Annotated in this window: 11 protein-coding genes and 1 pseudogene; 9 read left to right on the forward strand and 3 right to left on the reverse strand. The window is 72.9% G+C overall.

The genetic code is table 11. The annotated features are described in order from the left end of the window. From ACFXB5_RS38065 to ACFXB5_RS38105, 9 genes and pseudogenes are all read left to right on the forward strand, one after another. Window positions 1-336, forward strand: a pseudogene (locus ACFXB5_RS38065) (putative baseplate assembly protein); the annotation flags it as partial. Beyond that, window positions 333-2,294: a phage tail protein I gene (locus ACFXB5_RS38070; RefSeq protein ID WP_385217072.1), complete on the forward strand. Its 1,962-nt coding sequence runs from the start codon at window positions 333-335 to the stop codon at window positions 2,292-2,294. The pseudogene ACFXB5_RS38065 and the gene ACFXB5_RS38070, both read left to right, overlap by 4 nt. 12 nt (window positions 2,295-2,306) lie before the next feature. Further along, on the forward strand, window positions 2,307-3,575 hold the full coding sequence (locus ACFXB5_RS38075; RefSeq protein ID WP_385217076.1) for a hypothetical protein: 1,269 nt from the start codon (window positions 2,307-2,309) through the stop codon (window positions 3,573-3,575). A 2-nt stretch (window positions 3,576-3,577) separates the two neighbouring features. Then, complete coding sequence (locus ACFXB5_RS38080; RefSeq protein WP_385217079.1) at window positions 3,578-5,617, forward strand: hypothetical protein; 2,040 nt, start codon at window positions 3,578-3,580, stop codon at window positions 5,615-5,617. Next, entirely contained in the window at window positions 5,614-6,750 is a 1,137-nt protein-coding gene (locus ACFXB5_RS38085) for a hypothetical protein (RefSeq protein ID WP_385217080.1), read from the forward strand. Before ACFXB5_RS38080 ends, ACFXB5_RS38085 begins: the two co-directional genes overlap by 4 nt. Window positions 6,751-6,752: 2 nt before the next feature. After that, window positions 6,753-7,283 carry a hypothetical protein gene (locus tag ACFXB5_RS38090; RefSeq protein WP_385217083.1) on the forward strand — a complete coding sequence of 177 codons (531 nt, stop codon included), beginning with the start codon at window positions 6,753-6,755 and terminating at the stop codon, window positions 7,281-7,283. Next, window positions 7,280-9,148, forward strand: a complete 1,869-nt coding sequence (locus ACFXB5_RS38095; protein WP_385217085.1) for a hypothetical protein — start codon at window positions 7,280-7,282, stop codon at window positions 9,146-9,148. Before ACFXB5_RS38090 ends, ACFXB5_RS38095 begins: the two co-directional genes overlap by 4 nt. Window positions 9,149-9,153: 5 nt before the next feature. Beyond that, complete coding sequence (locus ACFXB5_RS38100) at window positions 9,154-11,256, forward strand: ATP-binding protein (protein ID WP_385217087.1); 2,103 nt, start codon at window positions 9,154-9,156, stop codon at window positions 11,254-11,256. A gap of 176 nt (window positions 11,257-11,432) precedes the next feature. After that, window positions 11,433-11,609 (forward strand): hypothetical protein, encoded by a 177-nt coding sequence (locus ACFXB5_RS38105; RefSeq protein WP_385217090.1) that lies wholly within the window; start codon window positions 11,433-11,435, stop codon window positions 11,607-11,609. A 56-nt stretch (window positions 11,610-11,665) separates the two neighbouring features. Here ACFXB5_RS38105 and ACFXB5_RS38110 read toward each other — a convergent pair whose 3' ends face one another. The 3 genes from ACFXB5_RS38110 to ACFXB5_RS38120 all read right to left on the reverse strand — a co-directional run bounded on the left by ACFXB5_RS38110 (window position 11,666) and on the right by ACFXB5_RS38120 (window position 17,879). Further along, window positions 11,666-12,313 (reverse strand): hypothetical protein, encoded by a 648-nt coding sequence (locus ACFXB5_RS38110; protein WP_385217093.1) that lies wholly within the window; start codon window positions 12,311-12,313, stop codon window positions 11,666-11,668. Next, window positions 12,310-16,959, reverse strand: coding sequence for a hypothetical protein (locus ACFXB5_RS38115; RefSeq protein WP_385217095.1), 4,650 nt, complete (start codon window positions 16,957-16,959; stop codon window positions 12,310-12,312). Before ACFXB5_RS38115 ends, ACFXB5_RS38110 begins: the two co-directional genes overlap by 4 nt. Window positions 16,960-17,207: 248 nt before the next feature. Next, window positions 17,208-17,879, reverse strand: coding sequence for a TetR/AcrR family transcriptional regulator (locus ACFXB5_RS38120; protein WP_385217097.1), 672 nt, complete (start codon window positions 17,877-17,879; stop codon window positions 17,208-17,210). Window positions 17,880-17,936 lie beyond the last annotated feature (57 nt).

Consider the following 17,936-nt stretch of genomic DNA (forward strand, 5'->3'; position numbering starts at 1 on the left):
GCGCCGTACCGGCGCGTCGCCGTGGAGTCCTGGGTGACCCTCGACCCGGACCTGGACCGGGCCGCCGTCCTGGCCCGGGCCGGGGACGCGGTGCGCACCTACCTCGATCCGCTGCGCGGCGGGGACGACGGCGCGGGCTGGCCCTTCGGCGGCGCGCTGCGCCATACGGCGCTGGTCCGGCGGCTCCTGGCGGTCGAGGGCGTGCTGGCCGTCACCCGGCTCTCGCTCACCGTCGACGGAGTGCGCCGACCGCCCTGCACCGACCACGCCCTCCCGCCCCACACCCTCGTCTGGCCGGAGCGCCCGCTGCTGATCCCGGTAGGAGACCAGCCATGACGTGCACCCCGCACCCCGCGACCTTCCGCCTCCTCGACACCTACGTCGGCTGGGACCGGTGGGACCTCCAGCAGGCTGACGGCATCGTCGGCTTCGAGGACCCGGCCGGACTCCGGCTCGCCCACCGCGGCGCCGCGCCGGAAGGCCCCACCAGGGACCGGCTGCTGCCGTGGTTCCCCGACCCCCGCCTCACGCCCGGATGCGGGCCGTGCGGCTGGTATCTGCTCGTCCCCGGCGAGCGGCGGCTGCTGCGCCGTGACGGGTGCGGCGGTGTCTTCGCCCCCGTCTGGCCGCCCGGCTGCGACCCCGACCCGCTGCGCGAACCGGTCTCGGTCGCCGCGCGCGGACACCGGCTGGCCGTGGTGGAGTCCGACCGGGTCCTGGTGTGGCGCCGCGAGGGCGAGCAACTCGCCGGTGTGATCCGGGCCGAACGGCCCCGGTGGGCCGCCCTGGGTCCTGACGACGACGTCCTGGTGGCCTGCCAGAGCAGCACGGATCTGTGGCGGTTCGACTCGGCCGGCGGCTTCCGCGGGGTGCTGCGCACCGGTGTGCGCGGCGAGATCATCGGCCTGCGCACCGGGCCGGAGCGGACCGTGTGGCTCCTCACCGACGACGGCGGACGGCTCGGCATCCACCGGGGCGGTCACCGCCGCCCCTTCCGCCCCGCCACCGTCGACGAACTGGCCGCGGCCCTGCCGCCGTCCACGCTCACCTCGGCCGACGAGGACGGGTTCTGCCTGACCGAGAGGGGCCCGGAGGGGCCCGAGACCCGCTGCTTCACCTGGCAGGGCCTGCCCCGGGACCCCGCGCCGCCCGCCACCGACGCGTATGTCACCAGCGGGTCGTATCTGACCGCCCTCATCGACAGCGGCATTTCGCGGTGCCGCTGGCACCGGGTGCGCCTGGACGCCGAGGTGCCCGCCGGGACGGCGGCCGCCGTCGAGATCGTGGTGAGCGAGGACGGCCGGTACGACGAGAGCGACTGGCAGACGTCGGCCCCGGGCGTCACGGACTTCCTCGTCGACCAGCCGCCCGGCCGCTTTCTGCGGCTACGGCTGCGGCTGTCCGGCGACGGCGGCTCGACCCCGGTGCTGCGCCGGATCCGGCTGGACTTCCCCCGAGTCACCAGCGCCGACCTGCTGCCGCCCGCCTTCCGTGAGGACCCCGCGGCCGACGACTTCACCGAGCGCTTCCTGTCGCTGTTCGACGCCACGCTCGCCCAGCTCGACCGGGTGATCGAGCGGTATCCGTCGCTCCTCGACCCCGCGGGCGTCCCGGACCGGGCGCTGCCGTGGCTGGCCGGGCTGCTGGGCCTGTCGTTCGAGGCGGGCTGGGACGCCCGCACCCGGCGCGCGCTGCTGGCCGCCGCCCCGGAGCTCTACCGGCGCCGGGGTACGCCATGGGCGCTGCGCGAGGCGGTGCGCATCGTTTTCGGAGTGACCCCGGTCGTGGACGAGCTGGCGGCGGACCGCCGCTGGGCCCATCTGCGCGCGGCGCGGGACCCGGGCCGGGGGACGGACCAAGGGCTCGGCGCCATAAGGCTGTTCGGCCGCTCGGCGAGCCGCTTCCGCGTCGGCGGCACGGCGCTCGGCGCGGCGCCGCTGCGCGCCTTCGGCGCACCGGACAGCGACCCGTTCACCGCGCACGCACACCGGTTCCGGCTGCTGCTGCCCGTGGGATCGGCGGACGCGACGGCGCTGCGGCGGCTGGTGGAGCGGCAGGCGCCCGCGCACACGGTGGGGTCGGTACGCACCGGCGACGCGGGCTTCGTGGTCGGTTCGCGGTCCACGGTCGGCGTGGACACCGCGTTCGTCCCGCTGCCGGCGCCCGTACTGGGCGGAGCGAATCCGATGCGGCTGAACCGTGACGGAGTACTGAGGCCGGGACCGAGAGGGTTGCGCCGAGGGGTGGGCGTGGGAGTCGTCTCCGCCGTCGGCATGCATACGCAAGTGTCGTGAGAGGACGGGGCGATGACCGAGACAGGACCATCGAGGACCGAGGAGTTCCACGCGCCACCACTGCGCCGGCTGCGGTACTTCCACGGCCAGATGCTGGGCGCGCGCGACTTCCAGCGCGAACAGGAGTACCACCGCGAGAAGTTGAGACTGCGCATGCGCTGTCTGCTCGGCTACGGCGTGGTGTGCGGTCTGCATGTGGAACCGGTGCCACGGGACGAGGACGACTGCCCGCCGGACGACCCCGCCGAAGAGTCCGCGCGGCCGGAGCGGAGCGCGGAGGAGGGCGGTGAGGAGGGCGGCACCGAGCCGGAGCGCACCCGGCGCAGGGCCAAGGTGAGGATCACTCCCGGTCTCGCCGTGGACTGCGAGGGCAACGAGGTCGTGGTGCGTGGCGGCTGCGAGATCGACCTGTGGAAGGCGCTGCCCCCGCACGAACGGGACACCGACACCGTCTGGATCGGCGTCGAGTACGCCGAGCGGCCCGTCGAACCCACCCGCGCCGTCTACAACGACGCCTGCGCGGACACCTCCGACTGCGAGTTCGGCTGGACCGAGGAGTGCTACACGGTGCGGGTCACCGGCTGCGAGCCACCGGTGGACGAGCGCTGTGACACCTGCTGCGAGCCGTGCGAGCACACGGTGCTGTGGCTGGCCAGGATCGATTGCGTGGACTGGTACGAGCCGGTGCGCCGCGACCACATCCACATGAACGTACGCCGCCCGTTCGGCCGCCATCTGCCCACCGTGATCACCGGTATCAACTGGATCCACGGCCACACCTACACCATCGACGAGGCCAAGGACCTCCTCGGCACCCTCGACGCGGACGGCGGGCTCGTGGTGCGGTTCTCCGCCGACGTACGGTCCGACACCCTGCGGCCCGGTGTGGTGGAGCTCCAGGTGATCGAGGGCGGCAGCGGCCGCAACGCCTCCACCTGGTACATGGGCGGCACCTTCGCCGATCCGGACCTGGAGTCCGACGAGTGCGACGAGTTCATCCAGGAGTTCCGCTACCGCCAGACCACGCGCGAGACGCTGCAGGACGGCGACCGCGTACTGATCACCGTCCGCGCCGCGTTCCTCCTCGACCGCTGCTGCCGCCCGGTTGACGGCACCCATGTCGGCGGGCGCGTCCCGCTCATCCGCACCGGCTCGACGCTGTCGGCCGAGCACGGCGGCGACTGCTGCGACCTCCCGCCCTCGGGCATCGGGCCCTGGACATCCGGCACCGGCGCGGGCGGGGACGTCTTCGAGAGCTGGTTCTTCGTGAAGGAGCGCTGATCATGCGAACAGACTGCGGATGCGGCTGCGGTGGCGACGCCACCCGGACCTCCGCCTTCGTACGTCCCCGCTTCTTCGCAGGGCAACTGCTGACCGAGGACGACCTCAGCCTGCTGGTGGAGTACACGACGGCGAAGGCCAGACTGCACAACCGGTCCCTGTACGGGCCCGGAGTCATCTGCGGCCTCGGCGTCACCTGCGACCCGTGCGGCGGCGGAACCGTGGCGGTCCACCCCGGACACGCGCTCGACTGTGCCGGGAACGACATCGTGGTGCCCTGCACCGAGCGGGTCGACGTCACCGCACTGGTGCGGGAGCGCCGCATCAGCGCCCTGGGCGTGGACTGCGGGGAAGACTGCGACAACGACAACGACAACGACAACGACAACGACGGCGACGAAGGCGGGCGCCGCTACGGGCTCTATGCGCGCTACCGTGAGCTCCCCGTCGAGCCGGTGGCGCCGTACGCCACCGAGGAGCCCTGCCCCGCACCGGGATGTGTGCCCTCCAGGATCCAGGAGGGGTACCAATTCGTCGTCAAGTGCGACGACTTCGAGGACCACCGCCACAACCCCGGCACCCGCCTCCTGATGACCCTCGGCGACCTCGCCCGCGCCGACCAGGCCCGCACCCGCGACCGGCGGCTCGGGTTCTACACCGACGCCCTGACCGTCGCGTCGCTCGGCACCGGCCGGGCCTTCCGCTTCGACGCCGCCGACGCCCAGCGGTACGCCACCGCCTTCGCGTGGCTGCGCGACAACGCGGGCGGGGAGGGCCCGCCCGCCCCGCCGACGGCACGCGAGATGACCGAACACGTCCGGGCGCTGGCCGCCGCCGTCGCCCGGTACGACACCTACGACGCGGCCGGGCAGGCCCAGCTCGCGAGGGACTACCCGGACCTCGCCACCGTGCGAGAGGCCCGGAGCGCCCTGGGCACGGCGTGCGGGCGGCTCGGCGGCGCCGACCTGGAAGCGGCGTGGCCGGACCCGCTGCACACCGGGATCGCCCGCGCCGTCTTCACCGAGACCGCCGCCCGCGTCGTACCGGAGCGGGGCGACCCGGACGCGCCGTTGGAAGTGCGCATGCTGGCCCAGGGCACCCCGCTCGGTCACGCGCTGCGGGTGGAGTTCCGCGCGGACCTCGGCCTGATCCGGGAGTGGCTGCTGTGCCGGCTGGACCAGGCCACCGACCTGGCCGACTGCGCACTGCGCCAGGACATCGCCGCCGTCGACGTACCGCCGCTGCTGCCGTCCCCGCCGCCGGACAGCACCGAGAAGGCGACCATCGCCGAGGTGCAGCAGATCGCGGAGGCGGCCGCCGCACTGGGCACCGCGGTGCGCCGGTTCCTCACCGACGCGGCGTGCGCCACGCTCAACCCGCCGTGCGGCGACTGCACCGACACCGACGTCCTGCTCGCCCATCTGGAGCTGGATGGGTGCGATGTCGTACGGGTCTGCTCGGCCACCCGGGAGCAGGTGCTGCCGGGCGGATCGGCGTACGGCGAATGGCTGCCCAAGCTCTACCAACTGCGCGAACTCGCCGAGCGGGTGTGCTGCCGGCCGGTGCCGCGATACCAGAAGCCGACCCTGCCGTCCGAGGGCCCGGTGGCGCGCCCGTACGCGGACGGACTGCTCGGCGACTGGCCGCGCACCGGGGACCTGGAGGAGATGCTGTCCCTGCTGCTGACCCCCGCACCCGGCGAGACACCGCCCAAGGCGCTGCACGAACAGGTCTATACGACCCCCAGCGAAGTCACCGACAGCATGCAGGAGCTCGCCCGGCTCAGGACGCGGGTCGCCGATCTGACCGCCGCCGTGGAGGGGCTGCGCGCCCAACTGGGCAGCGCGCAGACGCAGGTGAGCCATTTGGAGGAGCGGGTGTCGAGCCGGGCACCGGAACCATCCGGCGAGTCCGCTCAGGAGCCGGATCGGACCCCGGACCAGCCGCCCGAGCAGGGCGCCGGGGAGGGGGCCGAGCCCGCCAGGCCCCCGGCCAAGCGCACCCGGTCGTCCCGTACCCGGAAGCCCGGTGAGACGCCATGACGGGCCCGCTGCGCCCCGCCTTCCACGAGGGTCAGGTGCTGGCCGCCGCGGATCTGTCGGCCACGGTGGAGTACGCGCGCGGCGGGGCCGCCCGGCATGCGCGGCATCTGCACGAGTGGGGCATCGTCGAAGGTCTCGGCCTCGTCACCCAGCCCCGTACCGACCCGCTGACGGGCGTCCGTCATGTCGAGGTGAGCGTCTCGGCGGGCATCGCCGTCGACGGCACGGGCCGCGAAGTGGTCGTCACGGAGCCGGTCGTGCTGCGCGAGAGCGACTTCGAGGAGGTCAACGGCGCGGACCAGACGACGGACGAGCCCTATCCGGTCTTCCTCACCGCGGCCGACCGGGAACCGGCCGAGCCCGCCGGGCCGGTCTCGTGCGCCGGGAGCGCCACGAAGACCCGGGTGGAGGAGTCGTACCAGATCCTCTTCGGGCGCCGCGGCGACGAGCGGCTGGCCGCCGAGCAGCAGCCGCCCGCGATCGGCGGCCCACCGGCCGATCCGCCCGTCCGCTGGCTGGTCCTGCTGGGCTATGTCCACTGGGCGAACGGCCACTTCAGCGGCGTCGAGACCGAGGCGCGCGGTGTCGCGGCGCGGTTCGCCGGAGTGCGCGCGGACACCGTCTCGGCCCGGTCGGGTGCGCTGACCCTGCGGACGGGCACGGAGACCCAGGAGGGCGAGCCGGCGCTGGTCCTGACCGGCGGCGAGACGCCGAACCTGGTCTTCGGCCTGTACCAGGGCGGTGGCGCGGTCGCTCCGCTGATGACCGTGGCGGCCAACGGCAACCTCACGATCGAGGGCAGCTTCGGCGGCCGGATGTCGGCCGGCAGCACGCTGGTGGCCTCCGGGACCGCCACCGACGGGATGCTGCTGCCGCTGCCGTCCGGTGTCACCCCGGAACAGGTGGCCGACGGCCGGGTCGTGATCCATGTTCATCTGACCCCGCGCATACCGCCCCTGGCGGATTCGGCGCTGTTCAGCCCGGTGGAGGCCACGGTGGACGCCGACCGGCGGGTCCGCTGCCGGGTGCGCGTGTACAACCCCTCGGTGAACTGGAAGCAGCCGGTCGAACAGCCCGGGGCGGTCGACTTCCTCGTCCTGGCGACGGTCGCGGCAACGAACGGCGGTGGCTGACGATGGCTCTTTCCGTGGTGTACGCCTCCGACACCGGCCATGTCGTGGGCGCGCTCGCCCTGAGCGGCGCCGATGCCCCGGCCGATGTGGCGTCGCTCGTCGGACGCGCGCTGCCGCTGCGCGTCTCCCTGGGCGAGGGCCGCATGGCGACCCTTCCGCTGAACGCCAGGGACCTCGACGTGGCGGCCGTCGACGACGAACCGGGCGCCCTCGCCCAGCCGTTGGCCCACGGGGTCGAGTTGACGCCCGAGGGCAAACCCAAACCGGGGCTGGTGCGCCTCGCCTCGTGGACCGACGGCATCGCGCTGGCCACGGACGGGGTCACCGTCACCGTGAAGGTCGCCTCGGCCCGCGCCACCCCCGTGGCCGCCCTGGTCTCCGACGAGCAGGACACCCATGTGCTCACCGGGGAGATCCCCGCCCAGCAGACCCAGGTGAAACTGCCGCTGACCCTCGTGGCGGGCAGCGCGCACGGGGTGCTGGTGCTCGCGGTCGGCTGGGCGGGCCGCCTGGAGCGGCTGGGGGTGACGTGAACGCGCCCACCGCGCCGCCCACCGACGGGACCGGAGAGACCGGCCGGACCGGCGGGACCGGCGATGGCGGTGAGCCCGGCGAGATCACGGTGCGCCGGTGCACCGTCACGGTGGTCCGGCGCGGTGGGTGGAGCTGGGGACCCGAGCCACGCGGCCTGATCCGCCAGGTGGTGGAGGCCCTGCCGGAGTTGCTGGCGGACCACTTCGCCGAGCGGCTGGCGGCCGGCGGGCCGGACGTGGAGATCACCGAGCCGCTGACCGTCACCGTCCGGCCGGTCCGCTCCGGTCGCCCGATGGCCGGCGGTCCGCCGGTCGAGGTCCACTTCGCGCCGGTGCCGGTCGTGGAACACCCAGTCGGCGAACCCGGCAGCGACGCCGAGTCGTTCGCGGCGGCCCCGGACCCGTGGACCGCCCCGGGCGCCGCCGCGCTCTTCGCCGAACTCGCCGAGCGCGGCGAACTGGACGCGCTGCTCGCGCTGTTGCCCGACACATCGGTGCGGGCGTACTTCCTCGTCCTGCTCGGCGACGACGACACGGCGGCCGCACGGCTGCTCGCCGAACTCGTCGGGCGCGCCCTCGCTGCCGACCCTCCGCCCGCGCATTCGCCGCGCGGCGAGGCCGCCCGCCCCGGGCACGCCGCGCCGCTGCCCGAGCGTCTGCGCGCCGCCGTCGCGGGCGCCGACACGGCGGACCTGCCCCGGCTGCTCGCCGACTTCCTGGCGTCGGCCGACCGCGAGGAGGCCGTACGCCTGGTCCGGTCCCTGGCCGGGCCGTACGACCCGGGCGCCGAACCGCCCGGCGCGGCGGGCGGCGGCACCCCGGCGGGTACCACCTCAGGAACAAGCACGACCGCCGGTGCGCGGACCAGCGGCGAGGTGCGGGTGTGGTCCGCCCTGCCCTTCCTGCTCGCCGGGCCCCTGGCGCGCATCGGATACCTCGACGCGATCGGGCCCGCCCTGACCGGTATCGAACTCGCCGACGAGGCACCGCTGTTCGCGGCTGCCCTGGCGTACAAGGTGCTGGGCGAGACCACGCGGGGCTGGCGCCGCGCCGAACGGGACACCGAGGCCGCGGCCGCCTTCGCGGGCCTCCCGCCACCCGTCGCCGAGGAACGGCTGACCGACTTCGCCCGCCAGGTGGGCCCCGCGCTCCCGGTCCTCGACGGCGTCCTGGCGCTGTCGGTGTGCCGGGGCCACGACCCCGCCGACCCGCTGCTGCTCACGGGGGCCGACGGCGGGCTGCTTCTCGTCGACGCCCACGGCATGTTCCCCATCGCCTGGACCTCGGAGGCCGCCGGACTGCTGCCGCACTGGGAGTCCTGCGGGCGGCCGTCCGTGCTGCTCTGCGACGGGCCCCTGCCGCCCGGCACCCTGCGCGACCTGGCCTCGGCGGGCATGCAGTTCCTCACCTCCGTACGGCCGCTGCGCGGCGACCCGGTGGCGCGGCTGCCCTGGCGCACCCCGCTGTGGGCCGCCGAGGGCACGGCACCCGACCTGCGCCTCGCCGCCGAACTGCCCGCCCACGCCCAGCGGTGCGCGGACCTGGTCGCCGTCCTGGTCACCGGGCGCCGGGCGGTGCCGCTCGCCCGGGACGGCGGTCTGGAGCGCACCGTCACGCTGGCCGCCGCGCTCGGCCTGTCCACCATCGCCTGGACGCTCTGGCGCGACCGCGAGACACCGGATCCTGCGCCGGCCCTGCATCGCTTCGCCGACCTGGAGGCCACTGTGCGGTTCGAGGCCACGGCCGTCCGGGTGCGCGTCCCGATGGGACGGCGCCATGCGGACCTCCGACACGGCGGCCTGCTCGCCGATGTGCCCGATGTGGCCTGGCTGGGCGGCCGGACCCTGACCTTCTCGGCCGGGTGAGACCCATGGGCGCATCGGCGGTGGAGCACCTGCGGATCCGGCTGGCGGGTCTGCACGGGGCGCTCAGGGCCGCCGTCGAGGGCCAGGCCCGGCTCGCCGCCCGGCTCACCAGGCCCGACCTCACCCCGTACTGCGTGACCGACGAACAGGTCGAGGTACTGCTCGGCGAGGTGCACGCCTTCACCGACACCATGGCCGAGCCCTACGCGCCCCCGCCGCCGGAGCCGGAGGCCGAACGGGAGCTGAGGCGGCGCGCCTCCGCCGAGGGCCGGGCCCTGCCACTGGACGCGCTCGCCACCCGGTTCGGCCTGACCCGCGCGGAGCAGGACGCCCTGCTGCTGGCCGCCGCGCCCGAACTGGACCGCGGCTACGAGCGGATCTACGCCTACATCGTGGACAACCTCAACCGGCGGCTGCCCAGCGTGGAACTGCTGATGGCCGTGGGCGCGGACAGCGCGGCGGCGCGCCTCGCCCTGCGCCGCTCCCTCGGCCCGGCCGGGCCGCTGCGCCGCTACGGACTGCTGCGCGCCCACGGCGCGGCCGCGGTCGAACTCGCCCAGGAACTCCTCCCCGGCCCCGGGGTGCTGGACTTCCTGCTGGGCTGGGGCGGCGACGTCGGACTGCTCGGCCATGACCCCGGCGAGGTCGCCCCGCCGGAGCCGCGCGTGCTGTCCCCGTACCTCTCCTCCGAGCGGCTCATCCGGCTGGGCCGGGCGCTGGGCTCCGGCGATATCGACCTGGCCGGGCTGTGGGGCTGCCCGCCCGACGGCCAGCTCGACGCCGTACAGGCGCTGGCCCGGGCCGCCGGGGCACCGCTGCGCACCCTGACCGACGACCCCGAGGCCGATCTGCGGACGGCCGCCGTGCTGGGCGCGGTGCTGTGGATCCCCACCGACGATCTGCACGGCGAGCCGCGGCGGACCACCGCCGATATGGTGTCCGCCGCGCTGCTCCGCTCGCGGGTGCCGGTGTGCCTGACCGGCCTCAAGCCCTGGCGCCCGGCGGGCCTGCTCGCCGCCCGCGGCTACGCCGAACTCACCGTGCCCGTACCCGGATTCACCGACCGCCGGGCGATGTGGTCGGCCGCCCTGCCGGAGCTGAGCGGAACCCTCCTCGAAGACCTCGCCGTCCGCTACCGGATGAGCGGCGGCGAACTGCGCGCCGTCGCCTCGGTCGCGGACGCCGGGGCGCGCCTGGCCGGAAACGGACACCCGGAGCCGGTCGCCGCCCATGTCGAGCCCGCGATCGCCACCGTCACCCGCGGCCGCAGCGGCAGCGCCGTCCACTCGATCACACCCCGCCGCACCGTCGAGGACCTGGTCCTGCCCGACGTCCAGTTCCGCCAGATCCTGGAGATCGCCTCGGCCTTCCGCGCCTGGCCCCGGATCGCCGAGAGCTGGGGCTTCGCCCGCCGCTCCGGGCACGGCGGGGTCAAGGCGCTCTTCACCGGGGAACCCGGAACCGGTAAGACCATGTCGGCCGAGATCGTCACCGGCATGCTCGGCCTGGAACTGCTCAAGGTGGACCTCGCCCAGGTCGTCTCCAAATGGGTGGGGGAGACGGAGAAGAACATGGAGACCGCGTTCCGGCAGGCCGAGGAGAGCCACGCGGTGCTGCTCTTCGACGAGGCCGACGCCCTGTTCGGCAAGCGCGGCGAGGTGAAACACGGCACCGACCGCTACGCCAACCTGGAAGTCGGCTATCTGCTGCAGCGCCTGGAGGCCAGCGACGGCCTGGTCATCCTGACCAGCAATCTGAAGGACAACATCGACTCGGCCTTCACCCGGCGCTTCCACTTCGTCGTCCACTTCCCCCGCCCGGCCGCCGCCGAACGCCGCCGGCTGTGGCGCCTCGCCTTCCCCCAGGAGGCCCCCCTCGCCCCCGATGTGGACCTGGACGCCCTGGCCCGCCTGGACATGACCGGCGCCGCCATCACCGCGGCTGCCCGCACGGCGGCACTGGCGGCGGCGGACGGGGGCGGCGATACGATTGCCATGCGCCATGTCGTACGTGGTGTGGCACGCCAGTTCCAGCGTGAGGCCCGGCTGCTCCGCCCGACCGAACTGGGCCCGCACGCCCATCTGCTCGACGACGCATCCCAGGGGTGAAGCCGATGCTGCCCACCGAACCCCCGCTCTCCCTCCACCGCCTCCTGGCCCCGGTCCCGTCCGTCCGCCCGCAGGAGGTGGCGACGGCGGTCCGGCAGGGTCCGGTCCCGAGCCCGGTCCCGAGCCCGGTCCCGAGCCCGGTCCCGAGCCCGGCACCGACTCCCGCTCCGGCGCCCGTGAGCAATGCGACGGTGGCCCGTGCGGCGCACCCTCCGGCCGCGGTGGGGTCCTCGCTGCTGGCCGGTCAGGACCGGTCGGGGAACGCGGCCGTGGTCCATGCCGCGCTGCGGGCGGTGCCGGGCGCGGTGCCGCTCATGGCGCCCGTGCCGGGGATCGCGGCTCCGAGGCCGTGAGCCCCGGCCTCCGGTTCCCCGGGGCCGGAGGGCCACGCACGACGATCCCGGGTGCCTCAGCCGCCCTCATACGAGGCGGCCCGGTGCTGGAACCCCTCGATCATCGGGACCAGTTCGCGGATCTCGGCCACGGTCTCCTCGTCGACCGGGTCGGTCCGCACGTTCGCGGGGTCCCATGACTCGTTCTCCAGCCAGTCGACGTACTGCGTGTGGTGCTCGTGCAGGACGGCGAGCAGGGAATCGCCGCAGCGTCCGACCTCGTTGTGCGGCCCGATGTCCTGCCAGATCCCGAATACGGTCGTCCGGCCCGCCCCGAGCTCGGCGAGGCTGTAGCAGTGCACCCGGCCGCCGTGCTCGAGGTTGACGTTGACGCCGAGGAACAGGGGGACCAGGTCCGGGTCGCGGGCGAAGACCTTGCGCGTGATGTCCGCCATCGGATCGGGCCGCTCCGGCAGGCCACCGCGCTCGGGGGGTACGGCCAGACGCCAGGGCAGAAGGGGGAAGTCCACCATGAGGTCCAGGGAGTGGGGGCCCGCGTCGGCGAGCACGAAGAACTCCGTGGGGAAGCCGACGCCGTAGCACTCCCGTACCACCTCGTGGGGGCCGAGCCCGTGCGTGTAGAGGGCCCTGGCCAGGCTTGCCATCGACGCGTAGTCGTCGCGTGACGACCCGGCGCGCAGACGCCGCAGCGCGTCCTCGGTCACTCCGGCCCCTCTCCGGTCCGCTCGGCCTCCATGATGCTCCTCAGCAACGGGGCGAGCTCGCCCCAGACATTCTTGAGCGCGTCGGCGGTCAGCGCGGTGATGATCCGGCGGGTCACCTTCTTGGCCTGCTCGACCACCTGCCCGGCCTGCGGTGTGCCCGCCTCCTCCAGGCTCTGGGCCAGGCGCTTGGCGTCCGCTCTGAGCTTCTTGGTGCGATTTCTGATCACCACGCTGTGCACGGTCCGCCGAGGATCGTCGGCCATCAGCTTGACGACCTCTTCGACATGGACGAAGACGATGTCCTGGAGCTGGGCCTGTAGCCTCGCCCACGCCTTCTTGCTCATGCCCTGCGGCTTCGGGGTGGACAGGATGAACTCCTGGGCGAGCCGGGTGGCGCTGGCCATGGACTGCGACTGGAGCACCAGCGCGTAGGCCCGGTGGCTGCGGCGGGCGATCTCCTCCGCGCCCAGCCTTGGATCGAGACCTTCGCCGCGCTCGGCGCCGACGACCTTCCGCGGGGTCACGGAGAGACCGCGCTTGTCGTCGCCCGGGGCCGGGCTCGTGGTGGTGCTGGCCAGGGGCGCGTAGACGATGGAGAAGCCGTCGCCGAACAGCTCCAACAATTTGATCTTGAGTTTCCGGCCCTCGGCACCGCCGATGGGGTACAGCTCTCCCTGGGCCTCGAGCAGGCCCTGGGTCCGGGGATCCTGGAAGATGCCCGGGGAGCCTTCCTTGTCCCACGCCTTGATGAGCATGTTCGGCTCGGTCGGGTAGAGCATCTGGGTGTGCCGCTTGTCGATGGCCTCCCGGATCGCCCGGTCCACCTGGTTGGAGAGCGTCGTCAGCTGGACGGTGCGGGGGTCGGCGTCCTTCTTCCAGTCGAAGTTCTCGAAGGTGTAGCCCCCGATGGTGAGCAGCGGGTGCTCCCGCATCTCGCCCAGCACCTTGGTGTAGGCGGCCAGGACGCCCATCCCCTTGGTGGTCGAGACACTGGTGTCGGCGTCCTGGCTGACGATGTGGACCTGCTTGTTGGCCTTGCTGAGGATGTCCACCGCCTTCTTGGTGTACGAGGAGCCGAGCACCTGCTGGCGGAAGACACCGTAGGGAAGCGCCTTCTTGTCGCGCAGACCGGACTCGTTCTTCTCCGCGAGCTCCCGCTTGCCGTCCGTTTCGAGGCCCCGGTACTTCGCGCGCACCTCGGCCAGGGGGGCGTTGCCCTGCTCCTTGCCGTTCTGGACGTGGACCCACCGGGGTGTCCAGACGAAGCCGAAGACGGCCGCGACGAGCTTGCTCGGCGGATTGACCATGCCGATGGCCGCGCTCAGCTCGCTCTTGTTCTTCTCGGGTTTGAGGCCCTCGAAGGCGTTGACGCCGATGATGACGGCGGTCCTGGCCGCGGCCATGTCCTCCGACCCGCCCCCGGGGACGTCCCACGCCGTACTCAGATACCGGGAGGCCACCGCGGGGTTGGCCTCGATCTCGGAGGGAATGGCCGCCATGTTGACGACGAAGCCGATGAACGGGTCGTTGCTCTGCCCGGCGGGTCTGACCTCGTGCAACTGCGCGACCGTCGGTCCGTACCTGTTGACGTCCATACGACCCTGCGCCCTGGCGATCTTGTACGGGAACTCGTCCTCCGACAGGGTCTCCACCGGTGTGTCTTCGCTCGGGTTGATGGTCACTCTGATGCGGTACTTGCCCTCGGCGATCTTCGTGAGCTGGATCCGGGTGAGGCCGTGCCGCCGCTTGATCGGGTCGAGGCCGCGCCGCACCGTCTTGACCGTGGCCGCTTCCTCGTTGAGCAAGTGCGTCGCGTCGCGCACGGCGGCGTCGAGGGCGCGCTTCTTGTCCGCCTCGGTCCGCTTGTCCGGCTGCTTGTCGGGCCGCTTCTTCTTCGGGTCGCGGCTGCGCTTGGGCCTGCGCCGGTCGGGGCGGCGCCGCTGGTCCGGACGCTTCCGCCGGCGTGGCCTGCCCGGGCGCTTCCGGTCCGGGCGGCGCTTCGGCTTCGGCTTCGGCTTGGGCTTCTTCTTCTCGAACTTCAGCTTGATCTTGGACCAGAGCTTCTTCACCAGCCCCACGATCTTGTCGATCACCCAGTCCACGGCCCGGTTCACCGGCTTGGACAGGGCCTGGACGATCTGCTTGACCTTCGCGGCGATGCCGCCCACGCCCAGGACCGCGGCCAGAACGCCCAGGAGGACCGGGATGGAGCGGGCCAGTGCGCTTTCGATGAGGCCGGGTACGCCGCCGCTGCCGCCCCGCGCGATGGCGATGACCGCGTCGAGCACGGCGCCCACGAACTCGATGATCTGCCGGGCCTGCGTGACGATGAAGCGCACGATGTCGATGATCAGCTTCACCGCCCGGACAAACGCGGACGCGGGGTTGAGCAGCGAGATCACCCACATGATCCCGGCGACGACGATGGTCGGCGTGACGTACGCGATGACCTTGTCGAGCAGGTCCTTCTTCAGATCGCCCACCCGTGTCTTGAGGTCGTTCCACATCCCCGCGACGCCGCGCTTGCGGACCTCCGCGACCAGCGGTATCGCGGTTTCGGCCGCCGCGACCGCCGGTTCCATCCTGGGGACCTTGCGGACGATCCGGGAGCGGATGTTCTGCCAGGTCAGCCCGAGCAGGGAGGCGAGCATCTTCAGCACGCCCTGGGCGTCGAACTTCGACGGCAGCTCGATGCCGGCCTCGGCCGTCTTGCCCAGCAGCCAGGACATGATGCCCTGTTGCAGGTGGTGTCCGATGTTCGCCAGGAACTGCCGCAGGCCGGCGCCGACGGCCGAGACCAGGTTGCGCAGGAAGCCGATCGGGTCCTTGAGGATCAGCATGACCGCCGAGGCGGCCTTGGCGAGGACCGACAGCAGAAGCCGTTTGAGTTCCAGAATGGTGTTGATGACGGACTTGACCGCGTCCACGGCCTTGGCCACGAGGCCCTTGTTCTTCTCCTTCTCGGCGGCGATCTCGTCGTCGACGGACTTGAGCGCGTCGGTGTACTTGGTGGCCAGCGTGTCGACGAGCTGGGTGCCCTTGTCGTCCACGGACTGGGCGAGTTCGTCGAACTTGTCGGTGAACTCGGCGGCCGCCTGCTGCCCGATGGACCGAAGATCGGCCGGAAGCTTGCGCACCGCGTCCCGCATCTCGGCCCGGCCCTGGGCGATGCGGCGCTTGGCCCGGTTCAGCTCGCCGCCGATGGTGTCGGCGACGTCGGAGATCACCTGCCGCATCCGGCGGACGTAGTTGTCGCGGGCCTCCTCGAAGATCTTGTCGGCCTCGGCGGGCAGCCCGGCGAACAGGTCCCGGACCCAGCGCGCCTTACCTGTCCAGCCCGAGTACCGCCGGTCCTTGTACTCCTCCATCTTCCGCTTGTGCTCGGCGGTGAAGGCGTCCCGGGCCGCCTTCTCCTCTCTGCCGAACTGTTCGTCGACGAGCTTGTCGAGGCCGCCGAGGATCGCCTCGACTTCCTTCTTCATCGTGTCGAAGACGCCTTGGAGGAGCGCCGTGACCTGGGCCCGCTTCTCCTCGTCCCGGCTCTTGGTGCCGGACTTGCCCGTCCCGACCTGCTGTCCGGTCCGTACGCGCTGGGCGCCCATCGCGCCCATGGCGGCGGCGCCGAGCCGCTGGGCCTGTGCCGTGGCGGCGCGCAGTTCCTTCTTCTCGTGCCCGCGCATCCGGCCGGGGGCCACATCGGAGTGCCGTTCGGCGGCCTTCTTCTCGCCCAGGGCGTTCTTGAACGTGGGCTCGTTGGACTTCTTCAACTGCGTCTCGGTGACCTGCGCGTCCGCCATCTGTCGGTCGACGTGTGCGGGACCGGCGGACAAGTCGGTGGCGGATGCCGGGAGTTTGTCCGGTACGGCGTTCGCCGGGTTCGGTGTGCCCGGGGTCCCGGGGGGCCGGTCCGGGGTCATCGGGACGACCTTCTTGGGCACCGCCGCCGAGGTGTCCGGGGGAGCGGCGGTCGTCGTGGCGATCTGCTCGGCCGAGTCCGCCTTGCCCTCGCCGACCTTGCCCCGCACCTCCTGCCGCACCTCATCGGCCTTGCCGGAGTCGGCGAACTTGTCCGCCTCGTCGAGGTTCTTCGGCGCCTTCTCGGCGATCGCCTTCTCGACCGCCCTGATGAACGCGTCCTTGTCGAAGTCCTTCGGCTTGGCCTCGTTCATCTTCTCGGCGTTGGCGGTCTTGCCCTGCGCCTCTTCGTCGTCCTTGGGCGGCCGGGCGGCGTCCTGCGCGGCCCCGGCCTCCGCCTTCGGAGGCGGGTGCGAGGCCGCCACCGAGCGCTTCTTGCGCCGTACGTCCTTCTTGAGCGTGGCGAACTTCGGGTCCGCTCCCGGGCCGGGACGGGCCGTGACGTCGGGGGCGGCGGGGGAGGCCGCGGCGGCGGGCGCCGCCTCCGCCGTGTCCGCCCGCGCCGCTTCCGCCGTGTCCGCCCGCGCCGCTTCCGCCGTGTCCGCCCGTGTCGCTTCGGCCGTGGGCGGCTGCTGCCCGGAGGCGGTCTCGGTCCGATGGGCCGCCGCTACCGCGCCATTGCCGACCGTGTCCTGCCCGGCGGGCCGCGACCGGGTGGAGGAGGGCGGGGGCGTCGCGGGTCCGCGTCCGCCGGACAAGGCCGCCGTCACCGCCGCGTTGGACAGGGGCACCTGGGGGCGACCGGGGTCGCGAACCTCTGGCCGATCCTGTGCGGGGGCCGGTACCGTCTTCGACACCCTGGGCCGCTGCGCGAGAGCCTTCGGCGGTGGCATCGGACGGAACCTCCCACGCATGTCGGTGCCGACAGGAACGTGGCGTCCCGCTGACACTCCCGCACGAAGGGTGGCAGCACGGGCGTGACGAGGCCGTCACCCCCGTGTCTTCAGGCCGTCTCCATGAGCGGGGGGAGGCTCCGCGGTCACAGGGGGCCCAGCAGGCCGTTGGTGAGTCCGCACAGCGCCTTGATCAGATCCTGGCCGAGCACCCGCCAGGATTCCTCCGCCGTGGCGGGGTCGATGCGGCCGTTCGCCAGGTCGTACTCCAGCTCGGCGAAGGCGTGCACGCAGAGCTGGCGCACCATGGTGCCGTGCCGGGCGCGGAGTTCGGGGCGGATGCCGTCCCGGCGGATGGCACCTATCTCGTCCAGCAGACGGAGCGACGGCGTGTCCAGATGGTCCTGGAGGACGTAGTCGCGCAGCGCGGGCTCGACGAGGGCCTGCGCGAGGAAGCGGGCACACCAGGTGGGAGTGCCCGCTTCGATGTGGTTCTCGACGTTCGGCAGGATCAGGCAGCCGTAGTGCTCCTCCAGGGACACGATCTCCCGCTCGCGCAGCGCCTCCACCATCACGATGCGGTGTCTCTCGACGAGGCGGGTGTGGCTCGACAGGATCGTCTCGATGAGCTTGTCCCGGCTCTCGAAGTGGTACTGCACCGCCGAGTTGTTGCGCTGGCCGGCCGCCTCGCTGATCTGCCTGACCGATACGTTCGCGAACCCGCGCTCGGCGTAGAGCCGTTCGGCGGTGCGCATCAGCTTGTCCCGCGCGAGCGCGGAGCGTGGAGACGGCGGGGCAGCCGGGCCGGGAGGAGTCATTACGTCAGGCTAATGGCACCGGTCAGGCATGCCCCGGCCGTACGCATGCCGCCGCTC

The sequence above is a fragment of the Streptomyces sp. NPDC059455 genome (assembly GCF_042750115.1).
Classification (GTDB): Bacteria; Actinomycetota; Actinomycetes; order Streptomycetales; family Streptomycetaceae; genus Streptomyces; species Streptomyces endocoffeicus.

Excerpts from the sequence above, each read along its gene's own strand:
- ACFXB5_RS38070 (WP_385217072.1), top strand. The coding sequence starts at position 333 with ATGACGTGCACCCCGCACCCCGCGACCTTCCGCCTCCTCGACACCTAC.
- ACFXB5_RS38075 (WP_385217076.1), top strand. The coding sequence starts at position 2,307 with ATGACCGAGACAGGACCATCGAGGACCGAGGAGTTCCACGCGCCACCA.
- ACFXB5_RS38080 (WP_385217079.1), top strand. The coding sequence starts at position 3,578 with ATGCGAACAGACTGCGGATGCGGCTGCGGTGGCGACGCCACCCGGACC.
- ACFXB5_RS38085 (WP_385217080.1), top strand. The coding sequence starts at position 5,614 with ATGACGGGCCCGCTGCGCCCCGCCTTCCACGAGGGTCAGGTGCTGGCC.
- ACFXB5_RS38090 (WP_385217083.1), top strand. The coding sequence starts at position 6,753 with ATGGCTCTTTCCGTGGTGTACGCCTCCGACACCGGCCATGTCGTGGGC.
- ACFXB5_RS38100 (WP_385217087.1), top strand. The coding sequence starts at position 9,154 with ATGGGCGCATCGGCGGTGGAGCACCTGCGGATCCGGCTGGCGGGTCTG.
- ACFXB5_RS38120 (WP_385217097.1), bottom strand. The coding sequence starts at position 17,879 with ATGACTCCTCCCGGCCCGGCTGCCCCGCCGTCTCCACGCTCCGCGCTC.